This window comes from Streptomyces sp. NPDC030820, from assembly GCF_055572075.1.
Genome location: NZ_JBVIEB010000001.1, coordinates 529,846 through 548,506 on the forward strand (window position 1 = coordinate 529,846; position 18,661 = coordinate 548,506).

12 protein-coding genes are annotated in these 18,661 nt (G+C 71.8%); 11 read left to right on the plus strand and 1 reads right to left on the minus strand.

The window, feature by feature from the left end; genetic code table 11:
- Positions 1–91: 91 nt before the first annotated feature.
- From leuS to holA, 8 genes are all read left to right on the plus strand, one after another.
- Positions 92–2,971, plus strand: a complete 2,880-nt coding sequence (leuS, locus tag ACZ418_RS02415; RefSeq protein WP_468355644.1) for a leucine--tRNA ligase — start codon at positions 92–94, stop codon at positions 2,969–2,971.
- 140 nt (positions 2,972–3,111) lie between these two features.
- Positions 3,112–3,849: a hypothetical protein gene (locus ACZ418_RS02420; protein WP_468355647.1), complete on the plus strand. Its 738-nt coding sequence runs from the start codon at positions 3,112–3,114 to the stop codon at positions 3,847–3,849.
- Positions 3,850–3,921: 72 nt separating this feature from the next.
- The gene (locus tag ACZ418_RS02425) at positions 3,922–4,767 is read left to right on the plus strand and encodes a DegV family protein (RefSeq protein WP_468355650.1); all 846 of its coding nucleotides are present in this window, start codon (positions 3,922–3,924) and stop codon (positions 4,765–4,767) included.
- Between the two features lie 580 nt (positions 4,768–5,347).
- Positions 5,348–6,082 carry a ComEA family DNA-binding protein gene (locus tag ACZ418_RS02430; protein ID WP_468355653.1) on the plus strand — a complete coding sequence of 245 codons (735 nt, stop codon included), beginning with the start codon at positions 5,348–5,350 and terminating at the stop codon, positions 6,080–6,082.
- 161 nt (positions 6,083–6,243) lie between these two features.
- The gene (locus ACZ418_RS02435) at positions 6,244–8,946 is read left to right on the plus strand and encodes a ComEC/Rec2 family competence protein (protein WP_468355656.1); all 2,703 of its coding nucleotides are present in this window, start codon (positions 6,244–6,246) and stop codon (positions 8,944–8,946) included.
- 28 nt (positions 8,947–8,974) lie between these two features.
- Positions 8,975–9,817, plus strand: coding sequence for an arylamine N-acetyltransferase family protein (locus tag ACZ418_RS02440; protein WP_468355659.1), 843 nt, complete (start codon positions 8,975–8,977; stop codon positions 9,815–9,817).
- Positions 9,818–9,921: 104 nt separating this feature from the next.
- Positions 9,922–10,167 carry a hypothetical protein gene (locus ACZ418_RS02445; protein WP_468355662.1) on the plus strand — a complete coding sequence of 82 codons (246 nt, stop codon included), beginning with the start codon at positions 9,922–9,924 and terminating at the stop codon, positions 10,165–10,167.
- An 87-nt stretch (positions 10,168–10,254) separates the two neighbouring features.
- Positions 10,255–11,244 carry a DNA polymerase III subunit delta gene (gene holA, locus ACZ418_RS02450; RefSeq protein ID WP_468355665.1) on the plus strand — a complete coding sequence of 330 codons (990 nt, stop codon included), beginning with the start codon at positions 10,255–10,257 and terminating at the stop codon, positions 11,242–11,244.
- An 848-nt stretch (positions 11,245–12,092) separates the two neighbouring features.
- Here holA and rpsT read toward each other — a convergent pair.
- Positions 12,093–12,359, minus strand: coding sequence for a 30S ribosomal protein S20 (gene rpsT, locus ACZ418_RS02455; RefSeq protein WP_067006864.1), 267 nt, complete (start codon positions 12,357–12,359; stop codon positions 12,093–12,095).
- Between the two features lie 226 nt (positions 12,360–12,585).
- Here rpsT and lepA point away from each other — a divergent pair, with 226 nt between their 5' ends.
- The 3 genes from lepA (at position 12,586) to ACZ418_RS02470 (ending at position 18,644) form a co-directional block, all read left to right on the plus strand.
- Entirely contained in the window at positions 12,586–14,460 is a 1,875-nt protein-coding gene (lepA, locus tag ACZ418_RS02460; protein WP_468355668.1) for a translation elongation factor 4, read from the plus strand.
- A 271-nt stretch (positions 14,461–14,731) separates the two neighbouring features.
- On the plus strand, positions 14,732–16,606 hold the full coding sequence (locus ACZ418_RS02465) for an AMP-dependent synthetase/ligase (protein WP_468355671.1): 1,875 nt from the start codon (positions 14,732–14,734) through the stop codon (positions 16,604–16,606).
- A gap of 208 nt (positions 16,607–16,814) precedes the next feature.
- Positions 16,815–18,644: a SpoIIE family protein phosphatase gene (locus ACZ418_RS02470; protein WP_468356869.1), complete on the plus strand. Its 1,830-nt coding sequence runs from the start codon at positions 16,815–16,817 to the stop codon at positions 18,642–18,644.
- Positions 18,645–18,661 lie beyond the last annotated feature (17 nt).

Genomic DNA, 18,661 nt, shown 5'->3' on the forward strand with positions numbered 1-18,661 from the left:
CCGTGAGGTCGGCATCGGCGCGGCGTCCCCTCCTGTGCGAGGGGTTTTTTCATTTCCGCAGGCAGAGACGATCGATGGAGCTTTGAGGATCATGAGCGAGACGAACCCCGCTGCCGCCGCCACGTCGGCGGAGGCCGCGCCGCACCGCTACACGGCTGCCATGGCGGCCGAGATCGAGGCACGCTGGCAGGACTTCTGGGACGCCGACGGCACGTACGCGGCGCCGAACCCCGAGGGCGACCTGGCGGGCGACCCCGAGCTGGTCGCCAAGCCCAAGAAGTTCATCATGGACATGTTCCCGTACCCCTCGGGTGCGGGCCTGCACGTCGGCCACCCACTGGGCTACATCGCCACCGACGTCTTCGCCCGGTTCCAGCGCATGACCGGCCACAACGTCCTGCACACCCTGGGCTTCGACGCCTTCGGCCTGCCCGCCGAGCAGTACGCCGTGCAGACCGGCACGCACCCGCGCGTGTCCACCGAGGCCAACATCGAGAACATGAAGGTCCAGCTGCGCCGGCTGGGCCTGGGCCACGACAAGCGCCGGTCCTTCGCCACGATCGACCCGGACTACTACAAGTGGACCCAGTGGATCTTCCTGCAGATCTTCAACTCCTGGTACGACGACGAGGCGAAGAAGGCCCGCCCGATCTCCGAGCTGATCGCACAGTTCGAGTCCGGTGAGCGCGCGATTCCCGGCACCACGCGCGCGTGGAGCGAGCTGAACGCCCGCGAGCGCGCCGACATCCTGGGCGAGTACCGCCTGGCCTACGCCTCCGACGCGCCGGTCAACTGGTGCCCGGGCCTGGGCACCGTGCTGGCCAACGAGGAGGTCACCGCCGACGGCCGCTCCGAGCGCGGCAACTACCCGGTCTTCAAGGCCAAGCTGCGCCAGTGGAACATGCGCATCACCGCCTACGCCGACCGGCTGCTGGAGGACCTGGAGGAGCTGGACTGGCCCGAGGCCATCAAGCTGCAGCAGCGCAACTGGATCGGCCGCAGCGAGGGCGCCCGCGTCGACTTCCCGATCGACGGCGAACACATCACGATCTTCACCACCCGCCAGGACACCCTGTTCGGCGCGACCTACATGGTGCTGGCGCCCGAGCACCCGCTGGTCGAGAAGTTCACCCCCGAGGCCTGGCCGAAGGGCACGCACGAGGTGTGGACCGGCGGACACGCCACCCCGGCCGAGGCCGTCGCCGCCTACCGCGCGCAGGCCGCCTCGAAGTCCGACGTCGAGCGCCAGGCCGAGGCCAAGGACAAGACCGGCGTCTTCACCGGCGCGTTCGCGACCAACCCGGTCAACGGCGAGCAGATCCCCGTCTTCATCGCCGACTACGTCCTGATGGGCTACGGCACCGGCGCGATCATGGCCGTCCCGGCGCACGACACCCGTGACTTCGCCTTCGCGCGCGCCTTCGAGCTGCCGATCCGCTGCGTGGTCGAGCCCACCGACGGCCGCGGCACCGACACCGCCACCTGGGACGACGCCTTCGTGTCGTACGACGCGAAGCTGGTCAACTCCGCGAGCGACGAGGTCTGCCTGGACGGCCTGGGCGTCGTCGAGGCCAAGGCCCGCATCACCGCATGGCTGCAGGACAAGGGCATCGGCGAGGGCACCGTCAACTTCCGTCTGCGCGACTGGCTGTTCAGCCGCCAGCGCTACTGGGGCGAGCCCTTCCCGATCGTCTACGACGAGGACGGCGTCGCCCACTCGCTGCCCGAGTCGATGCTGCCGCTGGAGCTGCCCGAGGTCGAGGACTACAGCCCGCGCACCTTCGACCCGGACGACGCCGACACCCAGCCCGAGACCCCGCTGTCGCGCAACGAGGAGTGGGTCAACGTCACCCTGGACCTGGGCGACGGACCGAAGAAGTACCGCCGCGAGACCAACACCATGCCCAACTGGGCGGGTTCCTGCTGGTACGAGTTCCGCTACCTGGACCCGCACAACGAGCGGCAGCTGGTCGACCCCGAGATCGAGCGGTACTGGATGGGCCCGCGCGAGGGTCGGCCGCACGGTGGTGTCGACCTGTACGTCGGCGGCGCCGAGCACGCGGTGCTGCACCTGCTGTACGCGCGCTTCTGGTCCAAGGTGCTGTTCGACCTGGGCCACGTGTCGTCGGCCGAGCCGTTCCACAAGCTGTTCAACCAGGGCATGATCCAGGCCTACGTCTACCGCGACAGCCGTGGCATCGCGGTGCCGGCCGCCGAGGTGGAGGAGCGCGACGGCGCCTACTACTACCAGGGCGAGAAGGTCACCCGCCTGCTGGGCAAGATGGGCAAGTCCCTGAAGAACGCGGTGACACCGGACGAGATCTGCGCCGAGTACGGCGCCGACACCCTGCGCCTGTACGAGATGGCCATGGGCCCGCTGGACGTCTCCCGTCCGTGGGACACGCGCGCGGTCGTCGGCCAGTTCCGGCTGCTGCAGCGACTGTGGCGCAACATCGTCGACGAGGCGACCGGTGAGGTCACCGTCACCGACGCCGAGCCCGACGAGGAGACCCTGCGCGCCCTGCACAAGGCGATCGACGGCGTCCGCCAGGACCTGGAGGGCCTGCGCTTCAACACCGCCATCGCCAAGGTCACCGAGCTGAACAACCACCTGACCAAGGCCGGCACCGCGGTGCCGCGTTCGGTGGCCGAGCCGCTGGTGCTGATGGTCGCCCCGCTGGCCCCGCACATCGCCGAGGAGCTGTGGCGGAAGCTGGGCCGCACCGGCTCGGTCGTCCACCAGGACTTCCCGGTCGCCGACCCGGAGTACGTCGTGGACGAGACCGTCACCTGCGTCGTGCAGATCAAGGGCAAGGTCAAGGCCCGTCTGGAGGTGCCGCCCGCCATCTCCGAGGGGGAGCTGGAGAAGGTGGCGCTGGCCGACGAGAAGGTTGTCGCGGCGCTGGGCGGCGCGGGCATCCGCAAGGTGATCGTCCGGGCGCCGAAGCTGGTGAACATCGTTCCGGCGTGATGACCGGACACCGGCCACAGCCGGCATCGGGGTAGTCCCCTACGGGCAGGTTCGGGGTTTTTCTGGAACTCCGGGCCTGCCCACTGCGTTTACCGTGGAAAGCGCAGCGGCGTGTGCCGCACCAGCCGAGGAGGAGCGTCATGGAAGCAGTGATCGCCGTGTTCGCCCTGCTCTTCCTGCTCTTCATCGGCCTGGGCGCATACGCCACGGTCAAGGCGGTCGGCGCCGCCAAACGCGGGGTGGACCGGACGATCGAGCAGGCCCGCCGCACCGTCGAGGACCACACGCTGCGCGCCAAGTCCTTCGTCCAGATCGGTCCCGCCGCAGAGATCGCGCAGCTGAGGCTCGGGCTGCGCACCTCCATGCGCGCCACCCAGGACGCCCTGCGTGCGGGCGCGGCCGAGGACGAGTCGCTGAAGGAGTCCCTCGGCCTCTTCGAACGGCTCAGCGCACACGCACAGGAGCTGGACGCCGACCTCAGACGGCTGGAGTCGGAGCCGGACCGAGCCGAACTCGGCGCGCGGCTGCCCGAGCTGCGCAGCCGCACCGAGCGCATCACCAAGTCCGCGGACTCGCTGCGCTGGGCGGTCCGCGACCGGGCGCGCCGCTTCGTCGAGGACGATCTGGGCGCACTCAGCGACCAGATAGACATCGAGGCCGACGCCCTGCGCCACTGGACACCGGCCGGTTCCCCACCCGCTCAGGGACAGCGGCCCGACACATCCGCCGCGTCCACCCCCGGCGGCCCGGCGGCCCAGCACGCCCGCTCGCGCCCGTCCCGCCCCGGCGAGGACCAGGCGCGCCAGGCGATCACCCCGCCGTCGCCACGCCTCACCCACCCCTGGCAGAAGAAGCCGCGCCCCGAGAGCACCACCTGACCTGGCCGCTCCGGACCCGCACCACGGGGGCCGGGCTGCCACGCGAGCACTACGGCAGGTAACCTCCAGCTCATGTCCCGCCATGTCGCGATCGTCACCGATTCAACGGCCTACCTGCCGCCGCGGACGATGGAGCGTCACGGCATCACCGCGGTGCCCCTGACCGTGGTCCTCGGCGACCAGGCACTCGAAGAGGGCACCGAGATCTCCACCCGTTCCCTGGCCCAGGCGCTGCAGAAGCGGCGCCCCGTCACCACCTCACGCCCGAGCCCCGAGGTGTTCGCGGAAACGTACCGCAGGATCGCCGAGTCCGGCGCGAGCGGCATCGTCTCCCTGCATCTGTCCGCCGAGCTGTCCGGCACCTACGACGCGGCGGTCCTCGCGGCCCGCGAGGCGCCGGTGCCGGTACGGGTGGTGGACACCGGGATGGTCGCGATGGCCCTCGGCTTCTGCGCCCTTGCCGCGGCCGAGGCGGCTGGAGCCGACGGCACGGTGGACGAGGCCGTCACGGCCGCCGAGAAGCGGGCCGCGGGCACGTCCGCCTACTTCTACGTCGACACGCTCGACTATCTGCGCCGCGGCGGCCGCATCGGAGCCGCACAGGCCCTGCTCGGGTCCGCACTCGCCGTCAAACCCCTGCTCCAGCTCGACGGCGGCCGCATCGAACTGCTCGAGAAGGTCCGTACAGCGTCCAAGGCCATCGCGCGTCTGGAGGAGATCGCCGCCGAGCGGGCAGGTGATGCCGAGGTCGACATCGCCGTCCACCACCTCGCCGCCCCCGACCGCGCCGCCGCGCTCGCCGACCGGCTGCGGGAGCGGGTGCCGGGCCTGGCCGACCTCCACGTCAGCGAGGTTGGGGCGGTGATCGGGGCACACACCGGCCCCGGGCTGCTCGGAGCGGTGGTCTCACCCCGCTGAGCCAGTCACTCGTACGGGTGATGGAGTTATCCACAACGGGACGGCTGTCCCCGGGAATTGACCAAGATCATCGCCAATCGGCGGGATGTCCCATCCTCGTCGCATGGCACTTCGATCACGCTCACGCACAGCGACTCCGACCAGCGGCCCCGGCCGTGGCCCCACCTCGGACGGCCGCATCCGCCACCGCCGTGGCATCGACCGTGGCCGTGCCCGCAATCGCCGGCCGGCGCCGGCCGAGGAACTGCGCCGCCGAGCGGAACTCCTCTTCGGCGAACAAGCCGTGCGATGGCGAGAGTCGGGCAACGGACCGCCGGTCCGGGAGAGCACCGCGAATCCGGCAACCACGATGGCAACCGAGCCGGCGGCCGTGGCGGCCACGGCATCGGTCACGGGCCGGGCGCCCGGGCTGAGCCCGGCGAGGGCGGTGACGACCACGGTCGCGCCAGACCCGACCGAACGACCGCACGCCGCGCCGGCCGACGGGCCGACGCCCACGCCGACGACCACATCGGCACTGAGCCCACCTCAAGGCTCCGAACCAGCTGCAGACGTACACCCGTTGGAGTTCCCAGGACCCGTGGGTCCCGGCTGGCGGGAGCGGTTCGGGCCGGCGTTGCGGGAGCGGCTGCCGGTGTGGCTGCAGGCGCGGTGCGGTGTGGAGCGGCGGGGAGTCGTGGCGCTCGCCGTGGTGCTCGTGGCCGCCGCAGTGTTCGCCGTGCAGCACTTCTGGGCCGGGCGGACCGAGTCCGTGAGCGCTCCTCAAGCGGTCCGCGCGCAGGCGCCTTACACCAAGGCGGACAGGCCCTACGCCAAGAAGGAAGACGACACGAAGGCCGGTGCGGGCGCGGGCGCCTCGGCGACGCCGGGCGACCAGATCGTCGTGGATGTCAGCGGCAAGGTCCGTCGACCGGGGATCCAGCGGCTGCCGGCCGGTTCCCGGGTGGCCGACGCGCTGCGGGCGGCCGGCGGTGTCCGTCCGGGTGTGAGTACCGAGGGCCTCAACCGGGCCCGCTTTCTGGTCGACGGCGAACAGGTCGTCGTCGGCGCGCCCGCAGGGGCGGTGCCTCCACCCGGCCCGTCGGCCGGGGCCGCCCCCGGCCCGGCCGGCACGGGCCCCGCGGCGCCCGTCTCCCTCAACACGGCCACGGCGGACCAGCTCGACGCGCTGCCAGGAGTCGGCCCGGTCCTCGCTCAGCACATCATCGACTACCGCACCCAGCACGGCGGTTTCCGCTCGGTGGACGAACTGCGCGAGGTCAACGGCATCGGCGACCGCCGCTTCAGCGATCTGCGGAACCTGGTGCGGCCATGAGCCGCGCGATCGTCGACGGGTCGCAGGGGCGCGTGAGGACCGGAGGATTCGCGCACGCCCGGCGCAGAGGCGAGCGGTCAGGTAATCCGGGGTCCGGCGACGCAGTGGTCCGCGACACCGGGGAGAACGGGCCCACTGCTCGCGGCGACCGGGCAGGGCCCATGGACCTGCGTCTGGTGCCACCTGCGCTCGCGGCCTGGGGCACGGCGGCCCTGACGCTGGACACGCCGGCGGCCTGGACGGCCGGGATCGCGCTCGCCTGCCTGGTGGGCGGGGTCGCTCTGCTGGCGGCGCGGAGGTCTCCACGGCCCGCACAGTCCGTAGCGGCCGGGCGGATCACGCGGAGAGCGCAGGCCGGCAGGCCGCTCGGCGGGTTCGCGTGGGCCCGTGCTCCGATCGCCGCCGTGCTGCTGTGCGTTGCCGCGGCGGCCGCTTCGGCCGGACTGCACGGGGCGGACCTGCGGCGCGGGCCGGTGCCCGAGCTGGCCCGGAGGTACGCGATCGTGACCGCCGAGGTCGAGGTGAGCGGCGACCCCTGGCTGAGCAGGCCACGGGTGCGCGGCGACCATGCCGCGCCGCTGGCTGTACTGGCCCGAGTGGAGGTGCGGCGCGTCGAACAGAGCGACGGGACGAGCGTACGGACGCGCACTCCGGTGCTGCTGGTCGTCGATGCGGACGTTCCGGCGCCGGAAGGGACAGCTCTCCGGAGCGGCGGCTCTCCGGCAGAGGGGAGCGTGGCGCGGCCCGTCGACCCGGGCGGGCAGGGTGCAAGAGGGGTGGAGGGCGCGCGGGGTGCGCGGGGCACTTGGGCTTCGCGGGGTGCGGAGGGCGTACAAAGCGCGCAGGGTGCGCGGGGTGTGCAGCGCGGGCAGGGTGCTCGCGCTGCCTGGCTCGCGTTGTTGCCGTCCACGCGGGTGCGGGTCTACGGGCGGCTGGCGCCCGCGCCGGCGGGTGGGGAGCGGACCGCGGCCGTGCTGCGGGTGCGTGGCCGGCCGGCGCCGCGGATCGTAGCGGGGCCCAGCGGGCCACAACGGCTCGCGGGACGGCTCAGGGCCGGACTGCGGGAGGCGACCGGCACTCTGCCGGGGGACGCGCGGGCGCTCCTTCCCGGGCTGGTCGTCGGGGACACCTCACGGATCACGCCCGAGCTGGACGAGGCGTTCAAGGAGACGGACCTGGCGCACACGCTCGCCGTGTCCGGCAGCAACCTCACCGTCCTGCTCGCGCTGCTCATCGGGCCGCCCGGAATGGCCCGGCTGGTCGAACGCCGTGGCCTCGCTCCGCGCCTCGGGCTGTCGCTGCGGGCGACCGCACTGCTCGCCGGAGCGCTCACAGTGGGATTCGTGGTCGTGTGCCGGCCCGACCCCAGTGTGCTGCGGGCCGCCGCCTGTGGCACGGTCACGCTGCTCGCCCTGGCCACCGGGCGCCGCAGATCCCTGATCCCGGCACTGGCCACGGCGGTTCTGCTGCTGGTGCTCTACGACCCATGGCTGGCCCGAAGTTACGGCTTCCTGCTCTCCGTGCTGGCCACCGGCGCGCTGCTCGTCCTGGCACCGGGCTGGTGCGAGGCGCTGCGCCGGCGCCGGGTGCCGCCCAGGCTCGCGGAGGCGCTGGCGGCGGCCGCAGCGGCACAGGCGGTGTGTGCCCCGGTCACAGCCGTGCTGTCGGCGCGGGTGAGCCTGGTGGCGGTGCCGTGCAATCTGCTGGCCGAGGTGGCGGTGGCACCGGCCACCGTGCTGGGGTTCACGGCGCTCATGACGGCGCCGGTGGCGATGGCACCGGCCAAGGCGATGGCCTGGTGCGCGAGTTGGCCCGCCGAGTGGATCGCCCATGTGGCCCGGACGGGGGCGGCGCTGCCCGGCGCGGGAGTGGACTGGCCGGGGAGCTGGGCGGGAGCGCTGCTGCTCGCGGCGGTCACTGTCGCCGTCGTCCTGGCCGGGCGGCGGCTCACGCGGCATCCGTGGTGGTGCGGGCTGCTCGGGGTGCTGCTCCTGCTGGCGGTGGTGCGGCCGACGCCGCTGACCCGGGTGATCACGGGCTGGCCGCCGCCGGGCTGGCGGTTCGCGATGTGCGATGTCGGGCAGGGCGACGCGACTGTGCTGGCGGCGGGCGAGGGCGCCGGGGTGGTCGTGGACGCCGGCCCCGATCCGGCGCCGGTCGACCACTGTCTGCGGCAACTGGGCATCACGCGCATCCCGCTTCTCGTCCTGACCCACTTCCACGCCGACCATGTGGCGGGGCTGCCCGGGGTGCTGCGGGGCCGCTCGGTGGCCGCGATCGAGACCACGGGTTTCGAGGAACCTGCCGACCAGGCCGAGTTCGTCAGAAGGGAGGCCGCGGCGCGGCACATCCCGGTCACGCGGGCCGTAGCGGGAGAGGAACGGCGTGCCGGAGCGCTGTCATGGCGGGTCCTGTGGCCCCCACCGAGCACCCGGCCGCCTTGGGACACCCAGACCCCGGCCTGGCCGGGCCCGGTGCCCGAGCCGGACGGTCCGAACGACGCCAGCGTCGCGATGCTGGTGCGCTCGGGCGGGCTGCGGCTGCTGTTGCTGGGCGACCTCGAACCGCCGGCCCAACAGGCGTTGGTGCGGTCACCGGAGGCGGCCGAGCTGGCCGGCGTGGACGTCTTGAAGGTGGCCCATCATGGCTCGGCCTATCAGGATCCGGAGCTGATACGGCTCGCCGCTCCCCGGGTGGCGCTCATCTCGTGCGGCGCCGGCAACCCCTATGGCCATCCGGCACCGGCGACTGTGGCAGCGCTGCGGGCGGGCGGGGCGCTGGTGCTGCGCACCGACCGGGACGGGGAGCTCGCGGTCGGCGGGACGGGAGGGACGGGTGGGGAGGTACGGGTGGCCAGAGACTGAGGACCGGGTGTTCACCCAGACTGGTTCCATGAACTCAAGCCAGGTCGAGGCCTATCTCCGCCGGATCGGGGCCGAGCACCCGCAGGAGCCCACCGGCCGGGCGCTGCGCGAGCTGCAACTGTGCCATCTGCTGACCGTCCCCTTCGAGAACCTGTCGATCCACCTCGGCGAGGAGATCGTCCTGGAGGAGGAGCGGCTACTGGACAAGGTGGTCGGACGCGGGCGGGGTGGCTTCTGCTACGAACTGAACGGCGCGTTCGGCGCGTTGCTCGCCGCGCTCGGCTACGAGGTCGAGCTGCTCGCGGCACGCGTGTACGGCGACGAGGGGCGGCTCGGCATCCCGTACGACCATCTCGCCCTGCGGGTGCGGACGGTGGAGGGTGACACCTGGCTCGCGGACGTCGGGTTCGGCGCGCACAGCCACTACCCGCTGAGTTACGCGGAACGCGAGGAGCAGGTGGACCCCGGTGGTGTGTTCCGGGTGGGGGCGGCCGGGCCGGACGCGGCCGGGGTGAGCGGCGCAGGCTCGACCGGTCCCGGGGACCTGGACGTCGTACGGGACGGCAGGCCGCAGTACCGGCTGGAGACGCGGCCCCGCGTGCTTGCGGACTTCGCGGCCGGGGCCTGGTGGCACAGCACCTCGCCGCTGTCGCATTTCACCCGGTCACCGGTCTGCTCACGGGTCACCGAGGACGGAGGGAGGATCACGCTCAGCGGTCGGGAACTGAAGACGACCGCGGGCGACGGCAGGCGCGGAACACGGGAGTTGGAGACGGACGAGGAGGTGCTGACGGTGTACCGGGAGCGGTTCGGGATCGAGCTGGGCCGTGTGCCGACGGTGCGAAACCGGAACCGGAACCTGAATTCGTGATTCGGTCCAGTTCCGGTGCTTGTGTCTCGCCCGCCGTGCCCGAGGCCTGAGCTGGGCGTACGGGGCCGTCCCGGCTCCTGTGCACGGTGCCGGAGAATGGGCCCGTGAGCGATGTGAGACACGTGCTGGTGCTGCCCGACCGGGATGCCGCCGAGGAGGTGGCCGAGGCGCTCGGGCAGCGGTTCGGGCTGGACGAGGAGCCTCGGCTCGTCCGGGACGCGCTGGCAGGCGAGGACGACGCCGAGGACGCGCAGTGGCTGGTGGTCCTGCGGGACGAGGACGAGCGGCTGGACCCGGCGGAGCTGGACGAGTTCGCTGCGGAGTGGGACGGCTGGCGCGAGGAGCCGTGACCCCGAGGCGGACTCCGGGTCCGCTCCGGGACCGGTCAGGGTGCCGGGGCCGGTTCGTTGTCAGTGCCTCGTGGGATGCTGTCAGTGATGGCCAGGAAGACTGCGAATGACGACCCTCTCGCCCCGGTGACGCTTGCCGTGGGCCAGGAGGACCTCCTGCTCGACCGTGCCGTGCAGGAGGTGGTGGCCGCCGCCAAGGCCGCCGACGCCGACACGGACGTACGCGACCTCACCCCGGACCAGTTGCAGCCCGGCACGCTCGCCGAGCTCACCAGTCCTTCGCTCTTCGCCGAGCGGAAAGTCGTGGTCGTACGCAATGCGCAGGACCTGTCCGCCGACACGGTCAAGGACGTGAAGGCATATCTCGGGGCACCCGCCGAGGAGATCACGCTCGTGCTGCTGCACGCGGGCGGGGTCAAGGGCAAGGGGCTGCTCGATGCCGCGCGCAAGGCGGGAGCGCGGGAGGTGGCCTGCCCGAAGATGACCAAGCCGGCGGACCGGCTGGCCTTCGTGCGGGGGGAGTTCCGCTCCTTCGGGCGGTCGGCCACGCCCGAGGCGTGCCAGGCGCTCTGCGATGCCATCGGCAGCGATCTGCGGGAGCTGGCCTCGGCGGTCTCCCAGCTGGTCGCCGACGTGGAGGGGACGATCGACGAGGCGGTCGTCGGGCGGTACTACACCGGCCGGGCCGAGGCCTCCAGCTTCACGGTCGCCGACCGGGCCGTGGAGGGGCGCACGGCGGAGGCGCTGGAGGCGCTCAGATGGTCGCTGGCGACGGGCGTGGCGCCGGTGATGATCACCAGCGCGCTGGCCCAGGGCGTGCGGGCGATCGGGAAGCTGTCCTCGGCGCGCGGGGGGCGGCCGGCCGATCTGGCGCGGGAGCTGGGGATGCCGCCGTGGAAGATCGATCGGGTGCGACAGCAGATGCGGGGGTGGACGCCGGACGGGGTCGCAGTGGCGATGCGCGCCGTCGCCGAGGCCGACGCCGGGGTGAAGGGCGGGGGCGACGACCCCGGGTACGCCCTGGAGAAGGCGGTCGTGACAGTCGCCCGAGCGGCACGATCGAGAGGCCGGGGCTGATCCCCGTGCCCTGGCCTGATCAGGCGGCGACCCGGGCCTGATCGGGCGCCGACTCGGGCAGACCCGGCAGTGATCCGGGCGACCTCGGTGCCGACTTGGGGTGGTTCGGGCGTGGGCTTGGGGCTGGGGCGGCGATCCGGGCGACCTCGGTGCCGACTTGGGGTGGTTCGGGCGTGGGCTTGGGGCTGGGGCGGCGATCCGGACGACCTCGGTGCCGACTCGGGGCGGTTCGGGCGCCGACTTGGGGTGGTTCGGGCGCGGGCTTGGGGCTGGGGCGGCGATCCGGGCGACCTCGGTGCCGACTTGGGGCGGTTCGGGCACCGACTTGGGGCCGACCGGCGGCGACCCGGGCGGACCCGGCGCCGACCGGGGGCGGTTCAGGCGCCAACCTGAGGCCGATCCGGCGGCGACCCGCAAGGGCGACGACACCCTTCTCCACCGGGGGACACGGACACCCTCCGGGGCGTACCGACAGCGGCGGGCCGGACGCCAGCCCCCACACGGCCGATAGCCGCCCGCTGGCGCTGGCGCTGTCGCTGAGGCCAAGGGTCGGACGCCGCGACCCGACATCCACGGCCGGCACCATGCGCACCCACAGCGTGACCCCGGCCCGGCCGTAAGTCACGTAAGTCACGTAAGTCATAAGCCGTAAGTCATAAGAGGAGCGCATGCCGAAGGCCCCGGTGTCCGCCCTGGGGAAGGGAGGGTGCCGGGGCCTTCGGATCAAGCTGGTGGACTCGCACCCGCGTGGCGAACGCAGGCCGCGTGCGAATCCGGGGGTGCCGGACGGGAGCGGATGAGAGAGGGCCCGCTCTGGGTCCTTCCGGCGGTCAGATCAAAAAGGGGGTTCAGCCCTTGAGGGACGTGACCTTGGAAGCAAGCGCCGACTTCTTGTTGGCGGCCTGGTTCTTGTGGATGACGCCCTTCGAGACGGCCTTGTCGAGCGCACGCGCGGCAGCGCGCTGCAGCTCGGTGGCCTTCTCGACGTCACCCGCGGCAGCGGCCTCGCGGGCCTTGCGGATCGCGGTCTTCAGGGAGGACTTGACGGCCTTGTTGCGCAGCCGAGCCTTCTCGTTGGTCTTGATCCGCTTGATCTGGGACTTGATGTTCGCCACGAAGGAGCCTTTTCAGGTTCTGGTGCGGGGCCGCACGGGTCCCGTACCGGTGATCCAAAATTTCTCTGACGCGCCTCTCGCCGAGAGGGCAAGAGGCACAGCCATCTACAGTACCAGTGGCCCTGCGAGCGGCCCAAAACGGTGCCCGGTCCCTCCGCGTGGGACCATGGAGACTACGTATCGATCCGACCCGAGGCATAAGGCGCCTCAAGAGACAGGACCCTGCGTGCCCGCGACCCCTAACCATGTGCCCGAGCCGAGCCGTACCGACCCGGCTCTGATCCGCAATTTCTGCATCATCGCGCACATCGACCACGGCAAGTCCACGCTCGCCGACCGGATGCTCCAGCTGACCGGTGTGGTCGAGCAGCGGCAGATGCGTGCTCAGTACCTCGACCGGATGGACATCGAGCGCGAGCGCGGAATCACGATCAAGTCCCAGGCGGTGCGTCTGCCCTGGGCCCCCACCGAGGGCCCCGATCAGGGCACGACCCACATCCTCAACATGATCGACACCCCGGGGCACGTCGACTTCACCTACGAGGTCTCGCGGTCGCTCGCCGCCTGTGAGGGGACCATCCTCCTCGTCGACGCCGCCCAGGGCATCGAGGCGCAGACCCTCGCCAACCTCTACCTGGCGATGGAGAACGACCTCACGATCATCCCCGTACTGAACAAGATCGACCTGCCGGCCGCCCAGCCGGAGAAGTTCGCCGAGGAGCTGGCGAACCTGGTCGGCTGCGACCCGGAGGACGTCCTCAAGGTCTCCGCCAAGACCGGTCTCGGCGTCGACGCGCTGCTGAACAAGGTCGTCAAGGAGATCCCGGCGCCGGTCGGGGTCGCCGACGCGCCCGCCCGCGCGATGATCTTCGACTCGGTCTACGACTCCTACCGCGGTGTCGTGACGTACGTCCGTGTCATCGACGGCCAGCTCAACAAGCGTGAGCGCATCAGGATGATGTCGACCGGCGCCACGCACGAGCTGCTGGAGATCGGCGTCAACTCGCCCGAGATGCTGCCGGCCGACGGCCTCGGCGTCGGCGAGGTGGGCTATCTCATCACCGGTGTGAAGGACGTCCGGCAGTCCAAGGTCGGTGACACCGTCACCAGCCAGAGCAAGGGGGCGACGGAGGCGCTCGGGGGCTACAAGGACCCGAAGCCGATGGTCTTCTCGGGTCTGTATCCGCTGGACGGCTCCGACTACCCCGAACTGCGCGAGGCCCTGGACAAGCTGCAGCTCAACGATGCCGCGCTGGTCTACGAGCCGGAGACCTCCGCCGCCCTCGGCTTCGGCTTCCGCGTCGGCTTCCTCGGCCTGCTGCACCTGGACGTGATCCGGGAGCGGCTGGAGCGCGAGTTCGGCCTCGACCTGATCGCCACCGCCCCCAACGTGGTCTACCGTGTGATCATGGAGGACGGCAGCGAGGTCACCGTCACCAACCCGAGCGAGTTCCCCGAGGGCAAGATCGACGAGGTCTTCGAGCCGGTCGTACGGGCGACGATCCTCGCGCCGACCGAGTTCATCGGCGCGATCATGGAGCTGTGCCAGACCCGGCGCGGCACCCTGCTCGGTATGGACTACCTGTCCGAGGACCGCGTCGAGATCCGCTACACCCTGCCGCTCGCGGAGATCGTCTTCGACTTCTTCGACCAGCTGAAGTCCAAGACGCGCGGTTACGCCTCGCTGGACTACGAGCCCACGGGCGAGCAGAGCAGCTCCCTGGTCAAGGTCGACATCCTGCTGCACGGCGACAAGGTCGACGCCTTCTCGGCGATCACCCACAAGGACCAGGCGTACGCGTACGGCGTGCGGCTCGTCGCCAAGCTCAAGGAGCTGATCCCGCGGCAGAACTTCGAGGTGCCGGTGCAGGCCGCGATCGGCTCCCGGGTCATCGCCCGCGAGACCATCCGCGCCATCCGCAAGGACGTCCTCGCCAAGTGCTACGGCGGTGACATCTCCCGTAAGCGGAAGCTGCTGGAGAAGCAGAAGGAAGGCAAGAAGCGGATGAAGATGGTGGGTTCCGTGGAGGTTCCGCAGGAAGCCTTCATCGCCGTCCTGTCCAGCGATGACAGCGCGAGTTCGACCAAGGGCAAGAAGTAACCATCGGTAACAACGGGCTGCGTCCGTAAACAGGACACACGGGGGCCTGTCATGCGAAAGCGTGGCGGGCCCCTACGCGTGCGTAGCGTCGCTCTCTGTGGAAAGTGACAGGCCGATGCCCCTTACGCAGCGGCCGGTCGCGGCTTACTCTGATCCCTGCTCGATAGTTACTCGCGAGTTAAACAACAGCGATACAACAGCTCGAACCCCCACCGTGAGTTAACCCAGCCGCACCGAGTACAGCCGCACCGTCGCGGGCCCGGAGGATGTCGTGAGCGACACACAGACCCTGATCGAGAACCGTCCGCCGTCCGTGGCGGCCCTCTTCCTGGAGCGCGTGGCGGCCACACCGGACGCCGAGGCCTACCGCTACCCGGTGGCCCCCGCCTCCGGCCAGGGCCCCGACGACTGGAAGTCGCTCAGCTGGGCGCAGGCGGCCGAGCGGGTGTTCGCGATCGCGGCCGGCCTCATCGAGCTGGGCGTGCAGCCCGAGCAGCGGGTGGCGCTCGCCTCCTCCACCCGGGTCGAGTGGATCCTCGCCGACCTCGGCATCCTGTGCGCCGGCGGCGCCACGACCACCGTCTACCCGCAGACCAACGCCGACGAGTCGGCCTTCATCCTCTCCGACTCCGAGAGCCGGGTGCTGATCGCCGAGGACGCGGCCCAGGTCGCCAAGGCGGTCGAGAAGCGCGCCGAGCTGCCCGAACTGACCAAGGTCGTCGTCATCGACCCGGCCGGCGTCGAGACGGACGACTGGGTCACCACCCTCGCCGACCTGGAGCGGCGCGGCGCCGCCTATCTGGAACAACACCCGGAGCTGATCAAGGAGCGGGTCGGCGCGATCACCCGGGACCAGCTCGCCACCCTCATCTACACCTCCGGCACCACCGGCCGCCCCAAGGGAGTCAGGCTCCCGCAGGACAACTGGGCGTACATGGCGAAGGCGATCGCCGCGACCGGTCTGATCAGCGGCGAGGACGTGCAGTACCTGTGGCTGCCGCTCGCGCACGTCTTCGGCAAGGTGCTCACCTCCGGGCAGATCGAGGTCGGTCACGTCACCGCCGTCGACGGCCGCGTCGACAAGATCATCGAGAACCTTCCGGTGGTACAGCCGACGTACATGGCGGCCGTGCCGCGCATCTTCGAGAAGGTCTACAACGGCGTCGCCGCCAAGGCCCGCGAGGGCGGCCCGGCCAAGTACAAGATCTTCCAGTGGGCCGCCGAGGTCGCCCGCGAGTACGCCAAGGTCAGCCAGGACAACTTCCGGCGCACCGGCACCGCCGCGGTGCCCTTCGGTCTCGCCGCCAAGCACAAGGTCGCCGACACCCTCGTCTACGGCAAGCTCCGCGAGGCCTTCGGCGGCCGACTGCGCGCCTGTGTCTCCGGCGCCTCCGCGCTCGCGCCCGAGATCGGCTACTTCTTCGCCGGCGCCGGCATCCACATCCTGGAGGGCTACGGCCTCACCGAGTCCTCCGCGGCCTCCTTCGTCAACCCCGGCGAGGCCTACCGCACCGGCACGGTCGGCAAGCCGCTGCCCGGCACCGAGGTGCGCATCGCCGACGACGGCGAGATCCTGCTGCGCGGCCCCGGCATCATGGAGGGCTACCACGGGCTGCCGGAGAAGACCGCAGAGGTGCTGGAGTCCGACGGCTGGTTCCACACCGGTGACATCGGCGAGCTCTCGCCCGACGGCTATCTGCGCATCACCGACCGCAAGAAGGACCTCATCAAGACCTCCGGCGGCAAGTACGTCGCCCCGGCCGAGGTCGAGGGCCAGTTCAAGGCGGTGTGCCCGTACGTCTCCAACATCCTGGTGCACGGCGCCGACCGGAACTACTGCACCGCGCTCATCGCCCTGGACGAGCTCGCGCTCGTGGACTGGGCGAAGGAGAACGGCCTGGAGGGCAAGTCGTACGCCGAGATCGTCGCCGCGCCGCAGACCGTCGAGATGGTCGACGGGTATGTGCGGCAGCTCAACGCCGGGCTGCAGAAGTGGCAGACCATCAAGAAGTTCCGGCTGCTGCCGCGGGATCTCGACGTCGAGCACGGGGAGATCACGCCGAGCCTGAAGCTGAAGCGGCCCGTTGTCGAGCGGGAGTACAAGCACCTTATTGATGAGATGTACGCCGGGACCAGGGAGAAGTAGGGCGGTTCCGGAGGGGTGGCGGGGGGAGCGTCGGCGGCTGCGGGTCGTTCGTGGCTTGGCGCGCCCACGCGGCGGAGCCGCGTCTCGATGCACCCCCGCGCCCCTGGGGAGATTGCGCTCGCCGGCGCTCAAAAGGCGCCCTCTTCTGTCCATTTCGATAACTCACCGCTTATGAGTCCCGCCTTTCTGTCACCCTGGCCGCATGGACATGGCGGCCATACCGACACAGCGGGAGAGCGAGCCCCGGGCCTGGGAGGTGCGGGGGCGGGCCACGCTGCCCGGAAGCCCTCTCGCGCCCGGGGCGGCCCGTGCGCTGGTGCGGGCCGCGCTGGCCGAGGCGTCCGAGGGGTCCCGGATCCCGGGGCGGCTCGTCGACGACGCCATGGCCGTCGTCAGCGAGCTGGTCACCAACGCCGTCGTGCACGCCGGCACGGACGTGGAGGTCGACTGGCTGCTGGAGGAGACCGGCGCGTTCGTGGTGGAGGTGGGCGACCGGCATCCCTCCCGCGCCCCCCGCGACCCGCTCGGTGGCGAGGCACCCTACGACACCCCCGAGTACGGGCGCGGCCTGCGCCTGGTCACCACGCTCGCCGAGTCCTGGGGCGTCACCTACCGCGCCGGCGCCAAGACCGTCTGGGCGCGGCTGCCCCCGGGCGGCGTCGAGGACCCGGACGCCCCCGCCCCGGACGCACCACTGGAGGTCGCCGAGGACCTCTCCCCGCAGCCGCACCGCGCCCAAGGCGACCGCGACTGGCTCGGCCGGGGCGCGCTGTCGTTCCTCGCCGAGGCATCCGACCTGCTCGCCGGACAGCTCGACGAGAACCTGGTCACCGCCCTCACCGGCCAGCTCATCGTGCCCCGGCTCGCCGACTGGTGCGCGGTGTGGCTGGAGGACGAGGCGACCGTGCGCGGTGGCGCCGCCGGCGGTCCCGACCGGGTCTGGCACGCCAGCGAGAACCGCATCGAGGAGCTGCGGTGCGCCCTGGAGAAGGAGCCGCCCTGCCTGGGCGAGGGGCTGCGCTCGGGGCCCGAGCCGTACCCGTGGCCCGGCCATGCGTTCGGCCCGCGGGGCGCCGACGGCACGGCGCTGGCGTACCGGCTGATCGCGGGCGGCCGGCCGCTCGGCACGCTGGTCATCGGCCGGTCCGGGCTCGCGCGCTTCCCCGACGAGGTCACCGGGCTCGTGGAGGACCTCGGCCGCCGCGTCGCCCTCGCGATCGGCGCCGCCCGCCAGTACGCCCGCCAGGCCACCATCAGCGCCGTCCTGCAGCGCGGCCTGCTGCCCGGCGCGGTCGCCGAGATCCCCGGCGTGAGCAGCGCGCTCGTCCACGAGCCCTGCGACAAGGGCGGGCCCAGCGGCGACTTCTACGACCTGTTCCCGGCCGGCGACGGCCGCTGGTGCTTCGCCGTCGGAGACGTCCAGGGCAAGGGGCCCGAGGCGGCGGTCGTGATCGGCCTCGCCCGCCCCTGGCTGCGCCTCCTCGCCCGCGAGGGCTACCGCGTCGCCGACGTCCTCGACCGCCTCAACCAGCTCCTCCTGGACGACGCCACCGAGGCCGCCGACGCCGCCGCCCGCGCCCTCGTCGCCGCCGGCGGCCGGCCGGTGGCCACCGGGGACGGCCCGCAGACCCGCTTCCTGTCCCTGCTCTACGGCGAGCTGACCCCGTACGACGGCGGGGTCCGCTGCACCCTCGCCTCCGCCGGCCACCCGCTCCCGCTCGTCCTGAGTCCCGACGGCACCGTGCGCACCGCCGCCGGACCGCAGACCCTGCTCGGCGTGGTCGAGGACGAGACGTACACCAGCGAGACTGTCGATCTCCGGCCCGGCGACAGCCTGCTGTGCGTCACCGACGGGGTGACCGAGCGGCGCTCCGGCTCCCGCCAGTTCGACGACGGCGACGGCCTCGCCCGCGCCCTGTCCGGCTGCGCCGGGCTCAACGCCGAACTGATCGCGGAAAGGATCCGCCGCCTCGTGGACGACTTCGGCGGGGGCCCGCTCGAGGACGACCTGGCCCTGCTGGTGCTCCAGGCGGAGTGACCGCCGTCGTACGGGAC

Excerpts from the sequence above, each read along its gene's own strand:
- leuS (WP_468355644.1), top strand. The coding sequence starts at position 92 with ATGAGCGAGACGAACCCCGCTGCCGCCGCCACGTCGGCGGAGGCCGCG.
- ACZ418_RS02420 (WP_468355647.1), top strand. The coding sequence starts at position 3,112 with ATGGAAGCAGTGATCGCCGTGTTCGCCCTGCTCTTCCTGCTCTTCATC.
- ACZ418_RS02425 (WP_468355650.1), top strand. The coding sequence starts at position 3,922 with ATGTCCCGCCATGTCGCGATCGTCACCGATTCAACGGCCTACCTGCCG.
- ACZ418_RS02435 (WP_468355656.1), top strand. The coding sequence starts at position 6,244 with ATGGACCTGCGTCTGGTGCCACCTGCGCTCGCGGCCTGGGGCACGGCG.
- ACZ418_RS02440 (WP_468355659.1), top strand. The coding sequence starts at position 8,975 with ATGAACTCAAGCCAGGTCGAGGCCTATCTCCGCCGGATCGGGGCCGAG.
- holA (WP_468355665.1), top strand. The coding sequence starts at position 10,255 with ATGGCCAGGAAGACTGCGAATGACGACCCTCTCGCCCCGGTGACGCTT.
- ACZ418_RS02470 (WP_468356869.1), top strand. The coding sequence starts at position 16,815 with ATGGCGGCCATACCGACACAGCGGGAGAGCGAGCCCCGGGCCTGGGAG.